Genomic DNA, 17,030 nt, shown 5'->3' on the forward strand with positions numbered 1-17,030 from the left:
CACTCAAAACAGCAATAGGTTTCGCCCGGGAACTCCGATAAACAGCGGGCGTTTCCGGCAAGCTGTTAACCGCAGAAAGAAAAGAAGTGCTGCAAAGCGTAGTCGTTGCCATCGTCAGGGCCTGCACCCGGTTTGCCTCCCTCGTCGTCGTTCTCGGGCTCCTGCTGTCGGTGGGCGCGGGCTATTACGCGTCCCGGCACTTCGCCATCAACACCGACATCAATTCGCTGATTGCCCAGAATCTGGACTGGCGCCAGCGCGACCAGCAGTTCGACCGCGCCTTCGACCGCGATGCGACGATCACGGCGGTCGTCGAGGCGAAGACGCCGGAGATGGCCACCGCGGCTTCGGACGCGCTGTTTGCCAAGCTGAAGGACGACAAGACCAACTTCCAGTCGATGCAGCAGCTCGGCACGGGCGAGTTCTTCGAGAAGAACGGCTTGCTGTTCCTGCCGACCGAGGAAGTCGCCAAAACCACCAGCCAGTTCGAATCCGCCGCGCCCCTGATCGAGATCATGGCGGGCGATCCCTCGATCCGCGGCCTGACCGGCGCGTTGGAGACCGGGCTTGCCGGCATCAAGCGCGGCCAGGTCAAGCTCGACAATACCGCGCGGCCCTTCAACATGATCGCGCAGACGGTCGAGACCGTGCTCAACAAGGGCAATGCCAGCTTCTCCTGGCGCGAGCTCGTCAGCGACGAGCCGCTCTCCGACTCCGAGAAGCGCGCCTTCATCGAGTTCAAGCCGATCCTCGACTACAACGCGCTGGAACCCGGCAAGGGCGCCACCGACGCGATCCGTAAGGCCGCCGTCGATCTGGATTTTGCGACCAAATATCAGGCGCGCGTGCGCCTGACCGGCCCGGTCCCGATCGCCAACGAGGAATACGCCACCGTCCAGGAGGGCGCCGTCGTCAACGGCGTCGGCACCGTCCTGGTCGTGCTGCTCATTCTGTGGCTGGCGCTGCATTCGGCGAAGATCATTTTCGCCGTGTTCATCAATCTCTTCGTCGGCCTTGCGATCACGACAGCCGCCGGCCTGATGATGGTCGGATCGTTCAATTTGCTGTCGATCGCGTTCGCCGTGCTGTTCGTCGGCCTCGGCGTCGATTTCGGCATCCAGTACAGCGTCCGCTATCGCTCGGAGCGCTTCAAGCACAACGACCTTTCGGGCGCGCTGGTGCTGGCCGCGAAGCGCTCGGCGGTGCCGCTGTCGCTCGCGGCGATGGCGACCGCGGCCGGCTTCCTCTGCTTCATGCCGACCGACTACAAGGGCATCGCGGAGCTCGGCCAGATCGCCGGCGTCGGCATGCTGGTGGCGTTCATCTCGTCGATCACCGTTCTGCCGGCCATGCTCAAGCTGCTCAACCCGCCCGGCGAGATGGAGCCGGTCGGCTACGCCTTCCTGGCGCCGCTCGATCACTTCCTCGAGAAGCACCGCGTGCTGGTCGTGGGCGGCACGCTGCTGCTGGCGCTCGCCGGCCTGCCGCTGCTCTACTTCATGAAGTTCGACTTCAACCCGATGAACCTGCGCAATCCGAGGGCCGAGTCGATCGCGACCTTCCTCGACCTGCGCAAGGACCCGAACACCGGTGCCAATGCCATCAATGTGATGACCACGTCGGAGGAGCAGGCAAGGCAGGTCGAGGCGAAGCTGGAGAAGGTGCCCGAGGTGCTGCGGGTGATGTCGCTCGACAGCTTCGTGCCGCAGGACCAGGCGCCGAAGCTGAAGCTGATTGCGCAGGGCGCCAAGGTGCTGAATCCCGCGCTCAACCCCGACCAGATCGACGCGGCGCCGACCGACCAGGAAAACGTCGAGGCGCTGAAATCCTCGGTGGAAAATCTGCGCCGGACCGCCGGTGACGCGAAGGGCCCGGGCGCCATTGCCTCGCGCAGGCTGGCGGATGCGCTCGAGAAGCTCGCCAATGGCGACGAGGCCACGCGCAACAAGGCGCAGGACGTGTTCGTCACGCCGATGAAGATCGTGTTCGACCAGCTCAGGAATGCGATGCAGGCAGGTCCCGTCACCCTGAGCTCACTGCCGCCCGATCTGGTCAACGCCTGGAAGAGCAAGGACGGCATCATCCGCGTCGAGGCGCTGCCCAAGGGCGATCCCAACGACAACGACACGTTGCGCAAATTTGCGGCGGCGGTGCTCGTTGCCGAGCCGACCGCGATCGGCGGCCCGGTGTCGATCCTGAAATCCGGTGACACCGTGGTGAAGGCGTTCATTCACGCCGGCATCTACGCGCTCCTGGTGATCGGCTTGTTGCTGTGGATCACGCTGCGCCGCTTCGTGGACGTGCTGATGACGCTGGTGCCGTTGCTGGTGGCCGGTGCGGTCACGCTCGAGATCTGCGTGCTGATCGGCCTGCCGCTCAACTTCGCCAATATCGTCGCGTTTCCGCTGCTGCTCGGCGTCGGCGTCGCCTTCAAGATCTATTATGTCGTGGCCTGGCGCTCGGGCAGAACAAACCTGCTTCAGACCAGCCTGACGCGCGCGATCTTTTTCAGCGCGCTAACGACGGCCACCGCGTTCGGCAGCCTGTGGCTATCGAGCCATCCCGGTACGTCCAGCATGGGCAAGCTGCTCGCACTCTCGCTGGTGACGACGCTTGCCGCTGTGCTGCTGTTTCAGCCCGCCCTAATGGGCAAACCCCGCAATCTCCGGGAGTAGGCAGATGTCGCCGACGGCGTCGGCAGCGCTCTTCTGACCGGGCTTGGCTGCGCCGGCGGCCTTCGGGGCTGCGGGCGCAGGCGCGGTGGCGCCGGTCGTGGCTTGAGCCGTGGCTTGGGCCGTTCCTTGGGGCGCTGCTGCAGCTTGCGGTTTTGGCGCCGCGCCGGACTTCGGCGCGCTCTTGGCCATGGCATTGGCGGTGCTCAAGGGAATCGGCGGGCCAACCCGGGTCCAGGTCTCGCCACCGCACAGGAAGCCCATCACGCAGCCCTTGATTTCGAGCTGATCGGAACCAACCGGCGTGATGGTCGCGCTGTAGAGCTGGCCGTCCTTGGCGTTGTAGACCTGTCCTTCCCACAGATCGGCGCCGGGCTTTTTCTTCATGTCGATCAGGGTCGCCATGCCGAGCGTCGGTCGGGTCTTTTTCGACGCGTCGGGATTGTTTTCATCGCGGCCGCCGGGCTGTTTCTCCCAGGAAACCGCGCCCCACATGCTGCCATTGCACTGGGCGACACGGATATTCGCGACGCCGTCGGCGACCCGCCAGTCGCCGGTCGGATCGGCCGCGAGGGCGGGAGTCAGGCAGGTGTAACCACCAACCAGTATTAGTCCGGTGTAAAGGGCTAAACGCATGATAGTTCCTTGGCAGTGCAACATGGTCTAAAGCTGTGCTTGCGAAGATGGTCCGAAAAAGGGCAAAAGGCCGCACAGACCGTTTTCAGTCACGGTCCGTTTTCTGTTGACGAGACGGCCCTCAACCGAAGTATGTAGCGGATGCACAGTCCAAATCCAGACATGTCTCAGCTGTTCGCGGACCGGCAGGCCCAGCGCAGCACCCTGCATAATCGGTATCTGAACGAGCAGTTCGTCCGGGTCCTGAAGACCATCGGTTACGATGTCGGCTTCCAGAAGGGGCAGGGGCAGTACCTCTACGACCGCGAGGGCGCGCGCTATCTCGACCTGCTGTCCGGCTTTGGCGTGTTTGCGATCGGGCGCAACCATCCCGTGATGCGCGAGGCGCTCAAGAGCGTGCTCGATGCCGACCTGCCCAACCTCGTCCAGTTCGACGTCTCGACGCTCGCCGGCGTCCTGGCCGAACGCCTCCTGAAATACGTCCCGTATCTGGACAAGGCGTTCTTCGCCAATTCCGGCGCCGAATGCGTCGAGGCCGCGATCAAGTTCGCGCGAGGCGCGACGGGGCGTCCCGGCATCGTCTACTGCGCCCACGGCTATCACGGCTTGACCTATGGCGCGCTGTCGCTGACCGGTGATTCGAACTTCCGCACCGGCTTCGAGCCGCTGCTGCCGGGCTGCACCTCGATCCCGTTCAACGACCTGGCCGCGCTGGAAAAGGCGCTGGCCTCGCGTGAGGTCGCAGCGTTCGTCGTCGAGCCGATCCAGGGCAAGGGCGTCAACATGCCCACCGACGAATTCCTGCCGGGCGCGGCCGCGCTCTGCAAGAAATACGGCACGCTGTTCGTCGCCGACGAGATCCAGACCGGCATGGGCCGCACCGGCCGCTTCCTCGCAGTCGAGCACTGGAACGTCGAGCCTGACATGGTGCTGCTGTCGAAGTCGCTGTCCGGCGGCCACGTGCCGGTCGGCGCGGTGCTGACGCGCAAGAGCATCTTTGACAAGATCTTCAACCAGATGGACCGCGCCGTCGTGCACGGCTCGACCTTCTCGAAGAATGACCTCGCGATGGCCGCGGGCATCGCCACGCTCGACGTCATGGAATCCGAGAAGCTGATCGAGTCCGCCGCCAAGCGCGGCGCCGAGCTGCGTCTCGCGCTGACGCGGATGGTGCCCGGCTACGAGCTGATGAAGGAAGTCCGCGGCAAGGGCCTGATGATCGGCGTCGAGTTCGGTCCGCCGAAGTCGCTCCGCCTGCGTGCGTCGTGGAACGTGCTGGAGGCCGCCAACAAGGGCCTGTTCTGCCAGCTCATCACCGTGCCGCTGTTCAAGGATCACAAGATCCTGACGCAGGTCGCCGGTCACGGCAGCCACACCATCAAGCTGCTGCCGCCGCTCACCATCACCGAGGAAGACTGCAGCTGGATCGAGAAGGCGTTCGACGACGTCATCGCCGGCAGCCACAAGGTCCCCGGCGCGATCTGGTCGCTCGGCAAGACGCTGGTGGACAACGCGGTGCGGCGGTCGGCGTAGGGCTGAGGCGTGGTGTCGCGACGTGCGACCTGCTGAAGCAGGCCGCCTCCTGAAACGCCAAATCGCCACTTACTTTCCCGGCATTGACCTGACCGGGAAAGGAACGAACCATGCCTGTGACTGGCGGCTGTCATTGCGGCGCGATTCGCTATGAAGTGAACGGTGACACGATGGTGCACGCGCTCTGCCATTGCACGGATTGCCGTCGCCACTCCGGTGCACCGATGGTCGGCTGGGCGATGTATCCGGTCGACGCGGTCAAGGTGGTGCGCGGCCAGCCGAAGATCTATCACTCCTCCGAGCATGGACGACGGCACTTCTGTGCCGATTGCGGCACGGGGCTGTTCTACATCAACGAAAACCTGATGCCTGGCGTCATCGACATCCAGAGCGGCACCTATGATGATCCCGATGCCGTTCCGGCCGTGATGCACATCCAGGTCGCCGAGCGGATTGGCTGGATGGAGCGGGCGCATGAACTGCCCGTGTTCGAACGGTTTCCTCCGCTCGAGTAGCGGCGTGCTGCCGTGTTAGCATCGCCCGGCATACTGCCAGATGTGCATCAGGTTCAGGGTTACCAGACCGGCGAGGCCTGCGAGTACGGCGAGGCCGCCGAACCACACCCATTGCCTGCGCTCTTTCAGGGCAAGCCATGCGGCGCAGCCGGCGGCGAACATCGATGGCAGGCTGGTGCAGACAATTATCAGCGGAATCATTCTTGTCCTCCTTGATTGCTGCAGCCTGCAGCGCCGCGCTCAGGAGGACCGTGAGACCCCTCACGGTTGAATGCTCATGTGGCCGGTGGCCAGGCGAGGCTGTTACCCCTCCACATTCGCCTTCATCGCCGTCTCGAACTTGTCGACGAACTCGGCGAGCTCGTCGGCGCCGATATCGCTGACAGCCCAGAAGTTCAGGCCGCGCTCGCCCCAGCGGCGGCAGTTGAAGCCCTGCATGGTCTGCGTCTTCGGGGGCCGATGCTCGATGCTCGACGTCTGCGCCACGAACAAATTGATCACATGCTGCCGGCGCTTGTAGACGACCGCGCCGATGGCGCGCGCGTCGATATAGTCGAGCCGGCCGCCGACCAGCGTAAAGCCTTGCGCGGTGAGATCGATCACGGGCGGAGCGACGTCGAGCTTGCCGTTGAACCAGGGCTTCACCGTGTGCTGGTCGGTGGAGACGACGTCGATCAGGTGTCCGGCCTGGAGCGAGCGCAGATGCGCGGAGACGACCTCCGACAGGATGCGCTGCTGATCGTCCTGGCGCAGCACCACGGCGATGACGCCGGACGCGGCGAGGGCGGAGACCGCCGAGCCCATCGCAAAACCGCGCAGCACGGAGCGGCGGCTCGGTTGCTGGCGCTGCGGCTGCGGCAGCGCGGCTTCGATACGGCTGCGCAGGCTCGCGGGCGCGGTGTAGCGCAAATCGGTGTCGGCGAGCACACGCTGCATCTCGCGCTGTGCGGCGAACTCCGCGGCGCAATCCGGACAACCCGCGATATGGGCTTCGACCTCGCGCGCATGGCCGGCATCGAGCTCGTTGTCGAGCAGCGCGTGAAGCAGGATCTTTGCTTCGTCGCAGGTCATCTTGCTTGCTCCTCTTCCGCCGTCCAGGCCGCGCGCAGCATGGCGCGGGCGCGGGCGAGGCGGGACATCACGGTGCCGACGGGCACGCCGGCGGCCGTGGCGATTTCACGATAGGACAGGTTGTTGATCTCCCGCAGCACGAATGTCTCCTTGAACGGCTCGGCGAGCGCGTCGATCAGCTTGCGGATGGCGCCGGCATCGCGGCTGCGCAGCATCTCGGTTTCGGGGCTCGCCTCGCTCTCCTGCCAGATCGGCGTCTGGTCGGCGGCGCCGGGCGTATCTTCGATGGCGCTCGGCCGATGCGCGCGCCGCGCATATTCGGCGTTGCAGACGTTGCGCAGGATCGCGAACAGCCAGGGCTTCATCGCCGGCCCGCGATAGCTGTCGAAATGCTTCAGCGCGCGCAGATAGCACTCCTGCACCGCATCCTCGGCGTCGGAGGCGTCGCGCAGGAGATAGCGCGCGAGCGTGTAGACGTCGTCGAGATAGGGCAGCGCCGCCTCGCGAAAGCGTTGCGCCTTCTGCAATTCGTCGTTGGCGGGCATCGCTCCTCGCTTTGCCTCTTGTTCCGTTCGCGGCTTCGTTTCATCCCTGTGTGTGACCGAAGGCACACGGGCCCGGCCGGCGTGGGACCACCGGCCGGGCAAGACGTTGATGCCTTGGTTCGAGCTGTTACTCAACCTTGATCATCCCCGTCATGTGCGGGTGCAGCGAACAAAAATACTTGTAGTCGCCCGCATTGGTGAAGGTGAACGAGAACTTGTCGTCGGTGTCCAAGGTCTTGGACCTGAACTTGCCGGCCGACACCACGGCGTGGGGGATGTCGTCACGGTTGGTCCAGGTCACGGTGGTGCCGACCTTGATCTTGAGTTCGGCCGGCTGGAAGACGAAATTGTCGATATGGACTTCCATGTCGTCGGCATGGGCGCTCGTTGCGGGCAGAAGGATGGCCGCGGCCAAAGCGAGACCGAGGTCGGCACTGAAGTTGCGGCGATTGAGAGTCTTCATTGTCAGCTTCCGTTCAGCCTTAGCCCTGCAGCGGCGTGTCGATGATCGCGAGCCGCTGCTCGTTCTGCTTGAAGTTGATGCTGGCAACGCCGAGCATGCCGCGGAGTTTTGCGTCCTCCACCTTCATCGGGCCGGGCGAGGGGGCTGCTCCCGGCGCCGGCTGCGGGAAGGCGGTCGAGCGCGCGGTGTGAAACGTGACGTTGCCCTCGACCTTCTGCATCACCTGGTGGATGTGGCCGTTGAGCACGGTGACCGAGCCAAAACCCTTCACGAGCTCCAGCGCGCGGCCGCCGTCCTCGGTGCCCCAGCCCCATTCCGGATAGACGGTCCAGAGCGGGATATGGGCGAACAGGACGACAGGCGTCGATTTCGACTTGCCGCGCAGATCGTCCTCGAGCCAGGCGAGCTGCTCGGTGCCGAGATTGCCAAGGCCCCCGGCCTTGAGGTCGACGACGTTGACGAGGCCGACGAAGTGCACGCCGCCGGCGTCGAACGAGTACCAGCCCTGGCCCTTAGTGCCGCGGCCGTAGCGCTCGCGATAGAATTTCACTTCCTCGTCGAGGAAGTCGTGCTCGCCGGGCACGTAGTGCACGTCGAGCTTGCTCTGCGAGATGATGCGCTCGGCATTGTCGAACTCGGCGGCTTTCGACAGATGCGTGATGTCGCCGGTGTGGATCATGAACGATGGTTTTGCCGGCATCGCGTTGATCTTGTTGACGGCCTCCTCCAGAGTGCCGAGCGCGTTGGGATTGGCCGGCTTGTCGAAGCCGACATGGCTGTCGCTGATCTGCAGGAAAGTCATGCCGGGCGCCGCCGCGGTCGCGGCCTCCGCGGAATCAATAATGCCGAGCGAGCGCGGTACGCCGCCCGTGACGGTCCAGAGCACCCCTGTGCCGGCCCAGGTCATGCATTCCAGCACCTTGCGGCGGCTGACGCCGTCTCCGTGATCGTGTCCGCTCATCCCACGTCTCCACTTTGCCCGGAATTGGGCTTCGGGGAGGTGATCGGGGGAGCGAGGGGCTTATTCCCGGAGGCGATGACGTTTTCGTGAGGTGGCGGGTATTGTAGCCCGCATGGAGCGGAGCGGAATGCGGGGGCCAAGCGCGTGGCTATTCCCGGATTGCGCGTCGCTCCATCCGGGTTACGGAGCGGAGTTCGCGAATTCCCGCACAGCTTCCACCACAGCCGCCGGCACTTCCTGCGCGACGCAATGCCCGGCGCCCTCAAAGACCAGTGTGCTGACGCGCGGAATCAGCGACGCCGCGCGCGCGGCCATCACCTTGTAGACCGGCCACGACTTCGCGGCGGTCGTGACGCGCACCGGACAGTCGATCTCGGCAAGCCCAGTAAACGGATTGCCGCGGGCATCGCCGACGTAGACCTGCGTCATCGCCTCGTAGATCGGACACAGCATCGCCGACTCGATCTCGGGCGTGCAGCAGAGCCGGACCCGGCCGTCTTCGAGCGGCACGAAGCCGTGGCGCACATAGGCCCGTAGCGACGTTTCGGTCCAATCCGCAAATACCGGCGCCGCGCGGTAGCGCTCGAAGACGACGTCCAGACTGTCGAATTCCGACTGACGGCGCAGCGCGCCTTGCACGCGGGACAGGGAGTCGTCGTCCAATCCGCCGGAGCGTGCGGCGCGCGGGTCCATGATGGTCGGCTCCATCACGAATAGGCGTATGAAGCGACCAGGCAAGAGCTTTGCCGCGAGCAGGAGATCGGTCGCCCCCGCACTGTGGCCGATGCCGTAGACGTCGCGCAGCCCGAGCGCGTCGATCACCCGGCAGACGTCGTCGGCATAATCCAGGAAATGATAGCTGTTGGGCTTGTGGCTGGCGCCATGGCCGCGGCGGTCGTGCGCGTAAACGGTGTAGGTCGAGGCAAGATCGCGAGCGACCTCGTCCCAGATCTCGGCCACGAAACCGGTGCCGTGCACGAGGAGGGCGGGCGGCTTGCCGCTGTCGCCCCATTGCAGCATGGCGATCTCTGCGCCGGCGGGGCCGATCGAAAAGCGCTGTGGGTTGATCATGGGGTGAGCGGTGATGCTACTTCGCATCCTCCAAAATCATCGTCGCGCCCTTCTCGGCGATCATCGCGGTCGGCGTGTTGGTGTTCCCCGAGGTGATGGTCGGCATGATCGAGGCATCGACGATGCGAAGGCCCGTGAGGCCGTAGAAGCGCAGGCGCTCGTTCACCACCGCCATGGGATCGCTCACCGCGCCCATCTTGGCGGTGCCGACGGGATGGAAGATGGTGGTGCCGATATCGCCGGCAGCCTTGGCGAGTGAGGCATCGTCGTCGCCGACGGAGGGGCCGGGCAGATATTCGCTCGGGCGATATTTGGCGAGCGCCTTCTGCTGCATCAGGCGGCGGGTGGTGCGGATGGCGTCGGCGCCGACCTGGCGGTCATCGTCGGTCGATAGATAGTTCGGCGCGATGATCGGCTTCTCGTCCGGGCTTGCCGAGCGCAGCCGTACGGTGCCGCGCGAGGTCGGCTGCAGATTGCAGGCGCTCACCGTGATGGCGGGGAAGCGGTGCAGCGGATCGCCGAACTTGTCGAGCGACAGCGGCTGCACGTGGAACTGGATGTTGGCGCGGGCGCGCGTTGCATCCGAGCGGGTGAAGATGCCGAGCTGCGACGGCGCCATCGTCAGCGGACCGCGGCGGCGGAAGGCATAGTCGAGGCCCATCAGGCCGCGGCGGAACAGATTGTAGTAAGTCTCGTTCAGCGTGCGCACGCCCTCGACCTTGTAGATCGCACGCTGCTGGAGGTGGTCCTGCAGATTGCGTCCCACGCCAGGCTTGTCCATGACGATGTCGATGCCGAGCGGCGAGAGCCAGTCGGCGGGACCGATGCCGGAGCGATGCAGCACCTGCACCGAGCCGATCGAGCCGGCCGACAGAACCACCTCGCGTTTCGCACGCGCCTCGATGATCTCGCCGTTCTGCATGAAGCGCACGCCGACAGCGCGGCCCTGCTCGATGATGAGACGGTCGACCAGCACATGCTTCTCGAGCCGCAGATTGGGACGGTTCAGTGCCGGCTTGAGGAAGCCGCGCGCCGACGACCAGCGCCGGCCGCGCTTCTGGTTGACGTGGAAATAGCTCGTGCCTTCGTTGTCGCCGGTGTTGAAATCCGGGATGCGCTTGATGCCCATCTCCTCGGCTGCATCGCCGACGGCATCGAGAACGTCCCACGACAGCCGCGGCGCCTCGATGCGCCAGCCACCGCCGGCGCCGTGATGTTCGCTCGCGCCGAGGAAATGATCTTCCAGCCGCTTGAACAGCGGCAGCACGTCGTCATAGCCCCAGCCGGTCATGCCGAGCTGGCGCCAGTGATCGTAATCGGCGGCCTGGCCACGCATCGAGATCATGGCGTTGATCGCCGAGCAGCCGCCGATCACCTTGCCTCTGGGGTAAGCGAGCGCGCGGCCGTTCAGGCCCGGCTCGGCCTCGGTCTTGAACATCCAGTCCGAACGCGGATTGCCGATCGCGAAGAGATAGCCGACCGGGATGTGGAACCAGATCCAGTTGTCGTCGCCGCCGGCCTCGAGAATGAGGACGCGGTTCCCGGGTACGGCCGAGAGCCGGTTGGCGAGGATGCAGCCGGCCGTGCCGGCGCCGACGACGATATAGTCAAACTCACCTTCGAGCCGTCTTGGCATTCTGCTTCCACCCGGATGGTCACTTAACGTTCCGTCCTAATAGGCAGACGCGGCGGGCCAAGACAAGCAGGCCACAAGACAAGCAGGCCACAAGTTCGGCTATGCCAGGCGGGCAGGGCTAGGCCCCGATGTCAGGCAGTTGGGTGGACTGGTGCTTGCATGGTAGACAGTCCTGTATTTTCAACAGAGCTTGAGACCCCTCCATGCCCATCGTGAACCGCGTCGCCGACCTTCAACCCGGTATTCAGGCCTGGCGCCGGGACATCCATGAGCATCCCGAGCTTCTCTACGACGTCCACCGCACTGCAGCATTCGTCGCGGACCGCCTGCGCGAGTTCGGCTGCGACGAGGTCGTGACTGGCCTCGGCCAGACCGGCGTGGTCGGCGTGATCAAGGGCAACAAGCCGGCCGGCGACGGGCTCAAGGTGATCGGCATGCGCGCCGACATGGATGCGCTGCCTGTCGATGAGCAGACCAACCTGCCTTACGCCTCCAAGACGCCGGGCAAGATGCACGCCTGCGGCCATGACGGCCACACCGCGATGCTGCTCGGCGCGGCGCGCTATCTCGCCGAGACCCGCAACTTCGCCGGCGATGCCGTGGTGATCTTCCAGCCGGCCGAAGAGGGCGGTGCCGGTGGCGCGGCCATGGTCAAGGACGGCCTGATGGAGCGCTTCGGCATCGAGCAGGTCTACGGCATGCACAATGGTCCGGGCATTCCGGTCGGCTCCTTCGCGATCCGGCCGGGCCCGATCATGGCGGCGACCGACGAGGTCGACATCAATATCGAGGGCCTCGGCGGCCACGCCGCGCGTCCGCACAAATGCGTGGACTCGGTGCTGGTTGGCGCGCAGGTGATCACCGCCTTGCAGTCGATCGTCGCGCGCAGCGTCGATCCGCTCGAGTCGGCCGTGATCTCGATCTGCGAATTCCACGCCGGCAACGCCCGCAACGTCATTCCGCAGACGGCGACGCTGCGGGGCACCATCCGCACGCTGTCGCCGGAGGTGCGCAAGCTGGTCGAGAAGCGCGTGCACGAAGTGGTCGCGGGCGTGGCGCAGATCACCGGCGCCAAGATCGACCTGCACTACAAGCGCAACTATCCCGTCGTGAACAACCACGCCGCGGAGACCGAGGTGGCGCGGCGCATCGCAAAGCAGGTTGCGGGCGAGGCCAATGTGCACGAGATGCCGCCGCTGATGGGCGGCGAGGATTTCGCCTACATGCTGGAAGCGCGCCCCGGCGCCTTCATCTTCTGCGGCAATGGCGACAGCGCCGGCCTGCATCACCCCGCCTACAATTTCAACGATGAGGCGATCGTTTACGGCACGTCCTACTGGGTCAAGCTGGTCGAGGAATCTCTGGCGGCGTCGTAGCGCCAGGCCGAAGCACAACTAAAAAGGGCCCGTGCATCGCACGGGCCCTTTGTCTTTGCGGGATCTGACCGGCTTCAGAAAATGCGCGAGAAGATCACGTAGAGCGTGCCCGACAGCAGGATGGCGACGGGCAGGGTCAGCACCCAGGCCATCACCATGTTCCTGATGGTGGAGACCTGCAGACCCGAGCCGTTCGCGGCCATCGCGCCTGCGACGCCTGACGACAGAACGTGCGTCGTCGACACCGGCAGGCCGAAGTTGTCCGCGGCGAAGATCGTGCCGGCGGCGACGAGCTCGGCGGAGGCGCCCTGCGCGTAGGTCAGATGGGTCTTGCCGATCTTCTCGCCGACGGTCACGACGATGCGCTTCCAGCCGACCATCGTGCCGAGGCCGAGCGCGATCGCCACTGCAACCTTCACCCAGGTCGGGATGAATTTGGTCGCGCTGTCGAGTCCGCCCTTGTAGGCATTCAAGGTCGCGACCTCTTCCTTGTTGAGATCGTTTTCCTTGTCCTTCATCAGGAAGCGGATCGCTTCCGAGGTCAAGTACATGTCGTTACGGGTGTTGCCGACCACTTCCGCCGGCACCTTGTTGAGCGAGCCGTACTTCGCGACCTGGTCGCCGACGTCCTTCACCAGCACCGACAGCGAGGGATAGGTGCCTTCGCTGATGTGGTGCGAGGTGATGTACTGCGTCACCGCAGGACGGGGATCGCCGATGATCGCGTGGCCGGCGCCCTTGGCCGCGATCACCTTGGCGGCGGCATCCGAGACCTTCTGGAACTGGGCGACCTGCGACTCCGGCAACGCGCGATTGAGCGCATAGGCCGTCGGCACGGTGCCGATCAGGATCAGCATGATCAGGCCCATGCCCTTCTGGCCGTCGTTCGAGCCGTGGGCGAAGCTGACGCCGGTGCAGGTCAGGATCAGCAGGCCGCGGATCCAGATCGGCGGGGCCTTGTGGCCCTCAGGCGCGGCGTAGAGCGCCGGGTTCTTGACGATCATCTTGAGCACAAGCAACAGGCCGGCGGCGCAGATAAAGCCGACGAGCGGCGACAGCAGCAGCGCATAGCCGATTTCGGTGGCCTTGCCCCAGTCCACGCCCGAAGTGCCGTCGCGGCCGCGCATCATCGCGTTGGCGACGCCGACGCCGATGATCGAGCCGATCAGCGTGTGCGAGGACGAGGCCGGCAGGCCGAAGAACCAGGTGCCGAGATTCCAGAGGATCGCGGCGATCAGCAGCGCGAACACCATCGCAAAGCCTGCGCTGGAGCCGACCTGCAGGATCAGCTCCACCGGCAGCAGCGAGACGATGCCGAACGCCACGGCGCCGGTCGAGGTCAACACGCCGAGGAAGTTGAACAGGCCGGACCACATCACCGCGAATTCCGCCGGCAGCGAGTGGGTGTAGATCACGGTTGCCACCGCGTTGGCGGTGTCGTGGAAGCCGTTGACGAATTCGAAGCCGAGCGCGATCAGGAGCGCGACGAACAGCAGGATGTAGGGAACGAAGCTCGTGACCTTGGTGCCGGTCGCATCGACATCGGAATAGATGCTGTAGGCGACGAATAAGAGGCCCGCGGCGAGGATGCCGAAGAACAGGATCATCGTCAGCGGATTGAAGCCTTTGTCGAGATTGGGCCTGGAGGCCGGTTGGACGGGTGCCGGATCGCCTACCGCACGGTCGAATGCAACATCTGTCATTTTTGGACGCCCCTTAACTAATTGGAAGGGCTATTGTCCGCGAAGGATTTGAAGGCTGGATGACAGCTGCGTCGAAAAGCCGCTTTCCCGCCTGTATTTAGGCGGCGCGCGGGGCCTTCTTCTGCAGACCGGCGGCGATCTTCAGGTCTTCGACAAAGCGCTGATATTCCAGCACCTTGGCTTCCGGATCGGGCAGCCGCAGCAGATAGGACGGGTGCACGGTCACCAGCGCCTTGCGTCCGTCGGGCAAGTCTATGAGCCGGCCGCGGGTCTTGCCTATAGGGGTGATCTTGCCGAACACGCTTTGCGCGGCGGTGGCGCCCATCGCCACGACGAGCTTAGGCTGGATTACCGAAACTTCCCGCTCATACCATTGCCGGCACGCTTTGATCTCCGGCGTTGCCGGCTTTTGGTGCAGGCGAATCTTTCCGCGCGGCACGAATTTGAAGTGCTTCACCGCGTTGGTGACGTAGACCTTCCTGCGGTCGACGCCGGCTTCCTCGAGCGCGCGGTCGAGCATCTGCCCGGCCGGACCGACGAAGGGATGGCCGGCGAGGTCTTCCTTGTCGCCGGGCTGCTCGCCGACCAGCATGATGGTCGCGTTCTCAGGGCCCTCGCCGAACACGGTTTGCGTCGCGTCCCTGTAGAGCGGGCAGGCGCGGCAATGCGCGGCCTCCTCGCGAAGCGCTTCGAGATCGTCGGCAGCACGCTTGCGTGTCATCGGAGCCTCCGGCCGCTTCTGAGGCTTGTGCGGATCGGTTGCGGCATTGGCGATCATGGCGCCGGTCATGCGCTCGGCATCCTCGATCAAAGGCTTAATGATCGAAGCCTCGGGCAGGTTCCTCCAGTATTTCTTCGGCATCTCCGTCTGCATCGCCTTCACCTTCAAGCGCGCCGGATTGAAGATGCTGGCGTAGTAGCGGCGCCAGGTTTCCTCGAGCCGGTCTTCGCCCGGTGCCTCGCTCTTGCTCACGCCCGGCGTGAACGAGAGCGCATGGCCGTCCCAATGCGCGCAGAGATCCGGCGTCAGGATCGACCACGGCATGTCAGCAAAGCGTTTTGCGAAGAATGGGGCTGCGAGCTCGACGATATAGTGCTCCGGCTCGAACCAGGCGACGTAATATGCATCGCGCTCCCGGCCGATCTCGCGGAAGCGCACGAAGGCATGCATCTTGTGCTCGTCGCGACGGACCGCTCTCGCCATCGCCGTGATCTGCGCGACATCGGCGTCGGTCGCGACCTCGATGAGATCGTGATTGTCCTTCAATCGCCAGAGCAGGCGATAGAGGATCGCAAATCGCTCGACATCGCGATGCAGGATCGCGGCCTGGGCGAGGTCGATGAATTTGCCTGATACGTTGAAGGTGCCGTCGTTCACCTCGAGGATCGGAGATGGCGCGGGTGGCGCGAACAATTCTGTTTCGCCGCCCTGCACGGTCCAGGTGATATCGGCAGGCTCCACATGATGAAGCACGAGCGAACGCGCGGCTTTGCGCCAGCCGTCGAAATCGGTTTCGGTGTCGAGGATGATGTACTGCATCAGAAACCAAACCCTAGTTGTGTTGCCTTCGGCTTGAACCGGTCGATCAACCCGGCAGCATCAAGACGATGCGGCGAGGGGCGGTGATCGCTGAGGATGATGAACGGCAGCGCCTTGTTGCGGGGCACGTGCAGCCGCGCGAAATCGGAGAGGCGGATCGTGGTGGTGCGCCGCGTTGCGATGATGCGCTCGACCGCCTTGGTGCCGAAGCCCGGCACGCGCAACAATTCCTCGCGGCTGGCGCGGTTGACGTCGAGCGGGAAACGGTCGCGATGGCGCAGCGCCCAGGCGAGCTTCGGATCGATGTCGAGCGGCAGCATCGCGCTGTCGTCGACGATCTCGCCGACGTCGAAGCCGTAGAACCGCATCAGCCAGTCGGCCTGGTAGAGCCGGTGCTCGCGCAGCAGCGGCGGCTGCACCAGCGGCAAGGCGCGGCTGGCATCGGGGATCGGGCTGAAGGCGGAATAATAGACGCGTCGCAGCCGGTAGGAGCCGTAGAGATTGGCGCTGGTGTGGAGAATGGTGTGGTCGTTCGCGCTGTCGGCGCCGACGATCATCTGCGTGCTTTGACCTGCCGGCGCGAAACGCTGCGGCTTCGCCTTCGTCTTTGTGTTGCGGTTGTCCTCGGCCTCGTCGAGCTTCAGCCGCAGCCGGCCCATGGTGCGGCGGATCGCGCGGACGTCTTTCTCCGGCGCGAATTGCTGCAGGCTCGTTTCCTCAGGCATTTCGATGTTGATGGAGAGACGGTCGGCATATTTGCCGGCCTCCGCGATCAGCGCGTCGTCGGCCTCGGGAATGGTCTTGAGATGGATGTAGCCGCGAAAGTGATGCTCCTCGCGCAGTTTGCGCGCGACGCTGACCACTTGCTCCATCGTGTAGTCGGGGCTGCGGATGATGCCGGAGGAGAGGAACAGGCCCTCGATGTAATTGCGCCGGTAGAAGTCGAGCGTGAGCTTGACCACCTCGTCGATGGTGAAGCGGGCGCGCGGCACGTTCGAGGAGGCGCGGTTGACGCAATAGAGGCAATCGTAATTGCAGGCATTGGTCAGCAACACCTTGAGCAGCGAGATGCAGCGTCCGTCCGGCGCATAGGAATGGCAGATACCCATGCCCGGCGCGGTCGAGCCCATGCCCTTGCCGTCGGTGGAATCCCGCTTCTCGGTGCCGCTGGAGGCGCAGGACGCGTCGTACTTGGCGGCGTCCGCGAGAATCTCCAGCTTGCGTTGCACGTCCATGCCTCAATCCCTTTGATTCGGCTCATGAATCCGAAAGTCCACCAATTCGATTGACTCTCGGGCCGCCGTTAGC

Annotated in this window: 15 protein-coding genes; 4 read left to right on the plus strand and 11 right to left on the minus strand. The window is 64.6% G+C overall.

Annotated elements, in window-relative coordinates:
• The first annotated feature begins 86 nt into the window (after positions 1-86).
• Positions 87-2,675: a hopanoid transporter HpnN gene (hpnN, locus tag RAD16_RS09020; protein WP_458157527.1), complete on the plus strand. Its 2,589-nt coding sequence runs from the start codon at positions 87-89 to the stop codon at positions 2,673-2,675.
• Here the strand turns inward: hpnN and RAD16_RS09025 are convergent.
• The gene (locus RAD16_RS09025; RefSeq protein WP_458157528.1) at positions 2,643-3,308 is read right to left on the minus strand and encodes a DUF2147 domain-containing protein; all 666 of its coding nucleotides are present in this window, start codon (positions 3,306-3,308) and stop codon (positions 2,643-2,645) included. The genes hpnN and RAD16_RS09025 overlap by 33 nt on opposite strands.
• Positions 3,309-3,449: 141 nt before the next feature.
• On the opposite strand from RAD16_RS09025, the gene hpnO reads away from it, so the two are divergent.
• Positions 3,450-4,841 (plus strand): aminobacteriohopanetriol synthase HpnO, encoded by a 1,392-nt coding sequence (hpnO, locus tag RAD16_RS09030; RefSeq protein WP_326899602.1) that lies wholly within the window; start codon positions 3,450-3,452, stop codon positions 4,839-4,841.
• Positions 4,842-4,951: 110 nt separating this feature from the next.
• A complete protein-coding gene (locus RAD16_RS09035) occupies positions 4,952-5,356 on the plus strand; it encodes a GFA family protein (protein ID WP_458157529.1) in 405 nt (134 codons plus the stop codon).
• Between the two features lie 15 nt (positions 5,357-5,371).
• Here RAD16_RS09035 and RAD16_RS09040 read toward each other — a convergent pair whose 3' ends face one another.
• The 7 genes from RAD16_RS09040 to RAD16_RS09070 all read right to left on the minus strand — a co-directional run bounded on the left by RAD16_RS09040 (position 5,372) and on the right by RAD16_RS09070 (position 11,103).
• Positions 5,372-5,557, minus strand: coding sequence for a hypothetical protein (locus tag RAD16_RS09040; RefSeq protein WP_458157530.1), 186 nt, complete (start codon positions 5,555-5,557; stop codon positions 5,372-5,374).
• 102 nt (positions 5,558-5,659) lie between these two features.
• Positions 5,660-6,427 (minus strand): anti-sigma factor family protein, encoded by a 768-nt coding sequence (locus RAD16_RS09045; protein ID WP_458157531.1) that lies wholly within the window; start codon positions 6,425-6,427, stop codon positions 5,660-5,662.
• Positions 6,424-6,972, minus strand: coding sequence for a sigma-70 family RNA polymerase sigma factor (locus RAD16_RS09050; RefSeq protein ID WP_458157532.1), 549 nt, complete (start codon positions 6,970-6,972; stop codon positions 6,424-6,426). The genes RAD16_RS09045 and RAD16_RS09050 overlap by 4 nt, the downstream gene beginning before the upstream one ends.
• Positions 6,973-7,099: 127 nt before the next feature.
• A complete protein-coding gene (locus RAD16_RS09055) occupies positions 7,100-7,435 on the minus strand; it encodes a cupredoxin domain-containing protein (RefSeq protein ID WP_458157533.1) in 336 nt (111 codons plus the stop codon).
• Between the two features lie 19 nt (positions 7,436-7,454).
• On the minus strand, positions 7,455-8,396 hold the full coding sequence (locus tag RAD16_RS09060; RefSeq protein ID WP_458157534.1) for a metallophosphoesterase family protein: 942 nt from the start codon (positions 8,394-8,396) through the stop codon (positions 7,455-7,457).
• Positions 8,397-8,576: 180 nt separating this feature from the next.
• Entirely contained in the window at positions 8,577-9,467 is an 891-nt protein-coding gene (locus RAD16_RS09065; protein ID WP_458157535.1) for an alpha/beta fold hydrolase, read from the minus strand.
• A 16-nt stretch (positions 9,468-9,483) separates the two neighbouring features.
• Complete coding sequence (locus RAD16_RS09070; RefSeq protein ID WP_458157536.1) at positions 9,484-11,103, minus strand: GMC family oxidoreductase; 1,620 nt, start codon at positions 11,101-11,103, stop codon at positions 9,484-9,486.
• A 203-nt stretch (positions 11,104-11,306) separates the two neighbouring features.
• Here RAD16_RS09070 and RAD16_RS09075 point away from each other — a divergent pair, with 203 nt between their 5' ends.
• Positions 11,307-12,479, plus strand: a complete 1,173-nt coding sequence (locus RAD16_RS09075) for a M20 aminoacylase family protein (RefSeq protein ID WP_458157537.1) — start codon at positions 11,307-11,309, stop codon at positions 12,477-12,479.
• Positions 12,480-12,553: 74 nt separating this feature from the next.
• Here the strand turns inward: RAD16_RS09075 and RAD16_RS09080 are convergent, their stop codons facing one another.
• From RAD16_RS09080 to RAD16_RS09090, 3 genes are all read right to left on the minus strand, one after another.
• Positions 12,554-14,182, minus strand: coding sequence for an inorganic phosphate transporter (locus RAD16_RS09080; RefSeq protein ID WP_458157538.1), 1,629 nt, complete (start codon positions 14,180-14,182; stop codon positions 12,554-12,556).
• Between the two features lie 97 nt (positions 14,183-14,279).
• Positions 14,280-15,722, minus strand: coding sequence for a UdgX family uracil-DNA binding protein (locus tag RAD16_RS09085; RefSeq protein WP_458157539.1), 1,443 nt, complete (start codon positions 15,720-15,722; stop codon positions 14,280-14,282).
• Positions 15,722-16,957, minus strand: coding sequence for a putative DNA modification/repair radical SAM protein (locus tag RAD16_RS09090; RefSeq protein WP_458157540.1), 1,236 nt, complete (start codon positions 16,955-16,957; stop codon positions 15,722-15,724). Before RAD16_RS09090 ends, RAD16_RS09085 begins: the two co-directional genes overlap by 1 nt.
• Positions 16,958-17,030 lie beyond the last annotated feature (73 nt).

Source organism: Bradyrhizobium sp. 18BD (genome assembly GCF_054185225.1).

Excerpts from the sequence above, each read along its gene's own strand:
- RAD16_RS09085 (WP_458157539.1), bottom strand. The coding sequence starts at position 15,722 with ATGCAGTACATCATCCTCGACACCGAAACCGATTTCGACGGCTGGCGC.
- RAD16_RS09055 (WP_458157533.1), bottom strand. The coding sequence starts at position 7,435 with ATGAAGACTCTCAATCGCCGCAACTTCAGTGCCGACCTCGGTCTCGCT.
- RAD16_RS09080 (WP_458157538.1), bottom strand. The coding sequence starts at position 14,182 with ATGACAGATGTTGCATTCGACCGTGCGGTAGGCGATCCGGCACCCGTC.
- RAD16_RS09060 (WP_458157534.1), bottom strand. The coding sequence starts at position 8,396 with ATGAGCGGACACGATCACGGAGACGGCGTCAGCCGCCGCAAGGTGCTG.
- RAD16_RS09045 (WP_458157531.1), bottom strand. The coding sequence starts at position 6,427 with ATGACCTGCGACGAAGCAAAGATCCTGCTTCACGCGCTGCTCGACAAC.
- RAD16_RS09070 (WP_458157536.1), bottom strand. The coding sequence starts at position 11,103 with ATGCCAAGACGGCTCGAAGGTGAGTTTGACTATATCGTCGTCGGCGCC.
- hpnO (WP_326899602.1), top strand. The coding sequence starts at position 3,450 with ATGCACAGTCCAAATCCAGACATGTCTCAGCTGTTCGCGGACCGGCAG.
- RAD16_RS09075 (WP_458157537.1), top strand. The coding sequence starts at position 11,307 with ATGCCCATCGTGAACCGCGTCGCCGACCTTCAACCCGGTATTCAGGCC.
- RAD16_RS09050 (WP_458157532.1), bottom strand. The coding sequence starts at position 6,972 with ATGCCCGCCAACGACGAATTGCAGAAGGCGCAACGCTTTCGCGAGGCG.
- RAD16_RS09025 (WP_458157528.1), bottom strand. The coding sequence starts at position 3,308 with ATGCGTTTAGCCCTTTACACCGGACTAATACTGGTTGGTGGTTACACC.
- RAD16_RS09035 (WP_458157529.1), top strand. The coding sequence starts at position 4,952 with ATGCCTGTGACTGGCGGCTGTCATTGCGGCGCGATTCGCTATGAAGTG.
- RAD16_RS09090 (WP_458157540.1), bottom strand. The coding sequence starts at position 16,957 with ATGGACGTGCAACGCAAGCTGGAGATTCTCGCGGACGCCGCCAAGTAC.
- RAD16_RS09040 (WP_458157530.1), bottom strand. The coding sequence starts at position 5,557 with ATGATTCCGCTGATAATTGTCTGCACCAGCCTGCCATCGATGTTCGCC.
- RAD16_RS09065 (WP_458157535.1), bottom strand. The coding sequence starts at position 9,467 with ATGATCAACCCACAGCGCTTTTCGATCGGCCCCGCCGGCGCAGAGATC.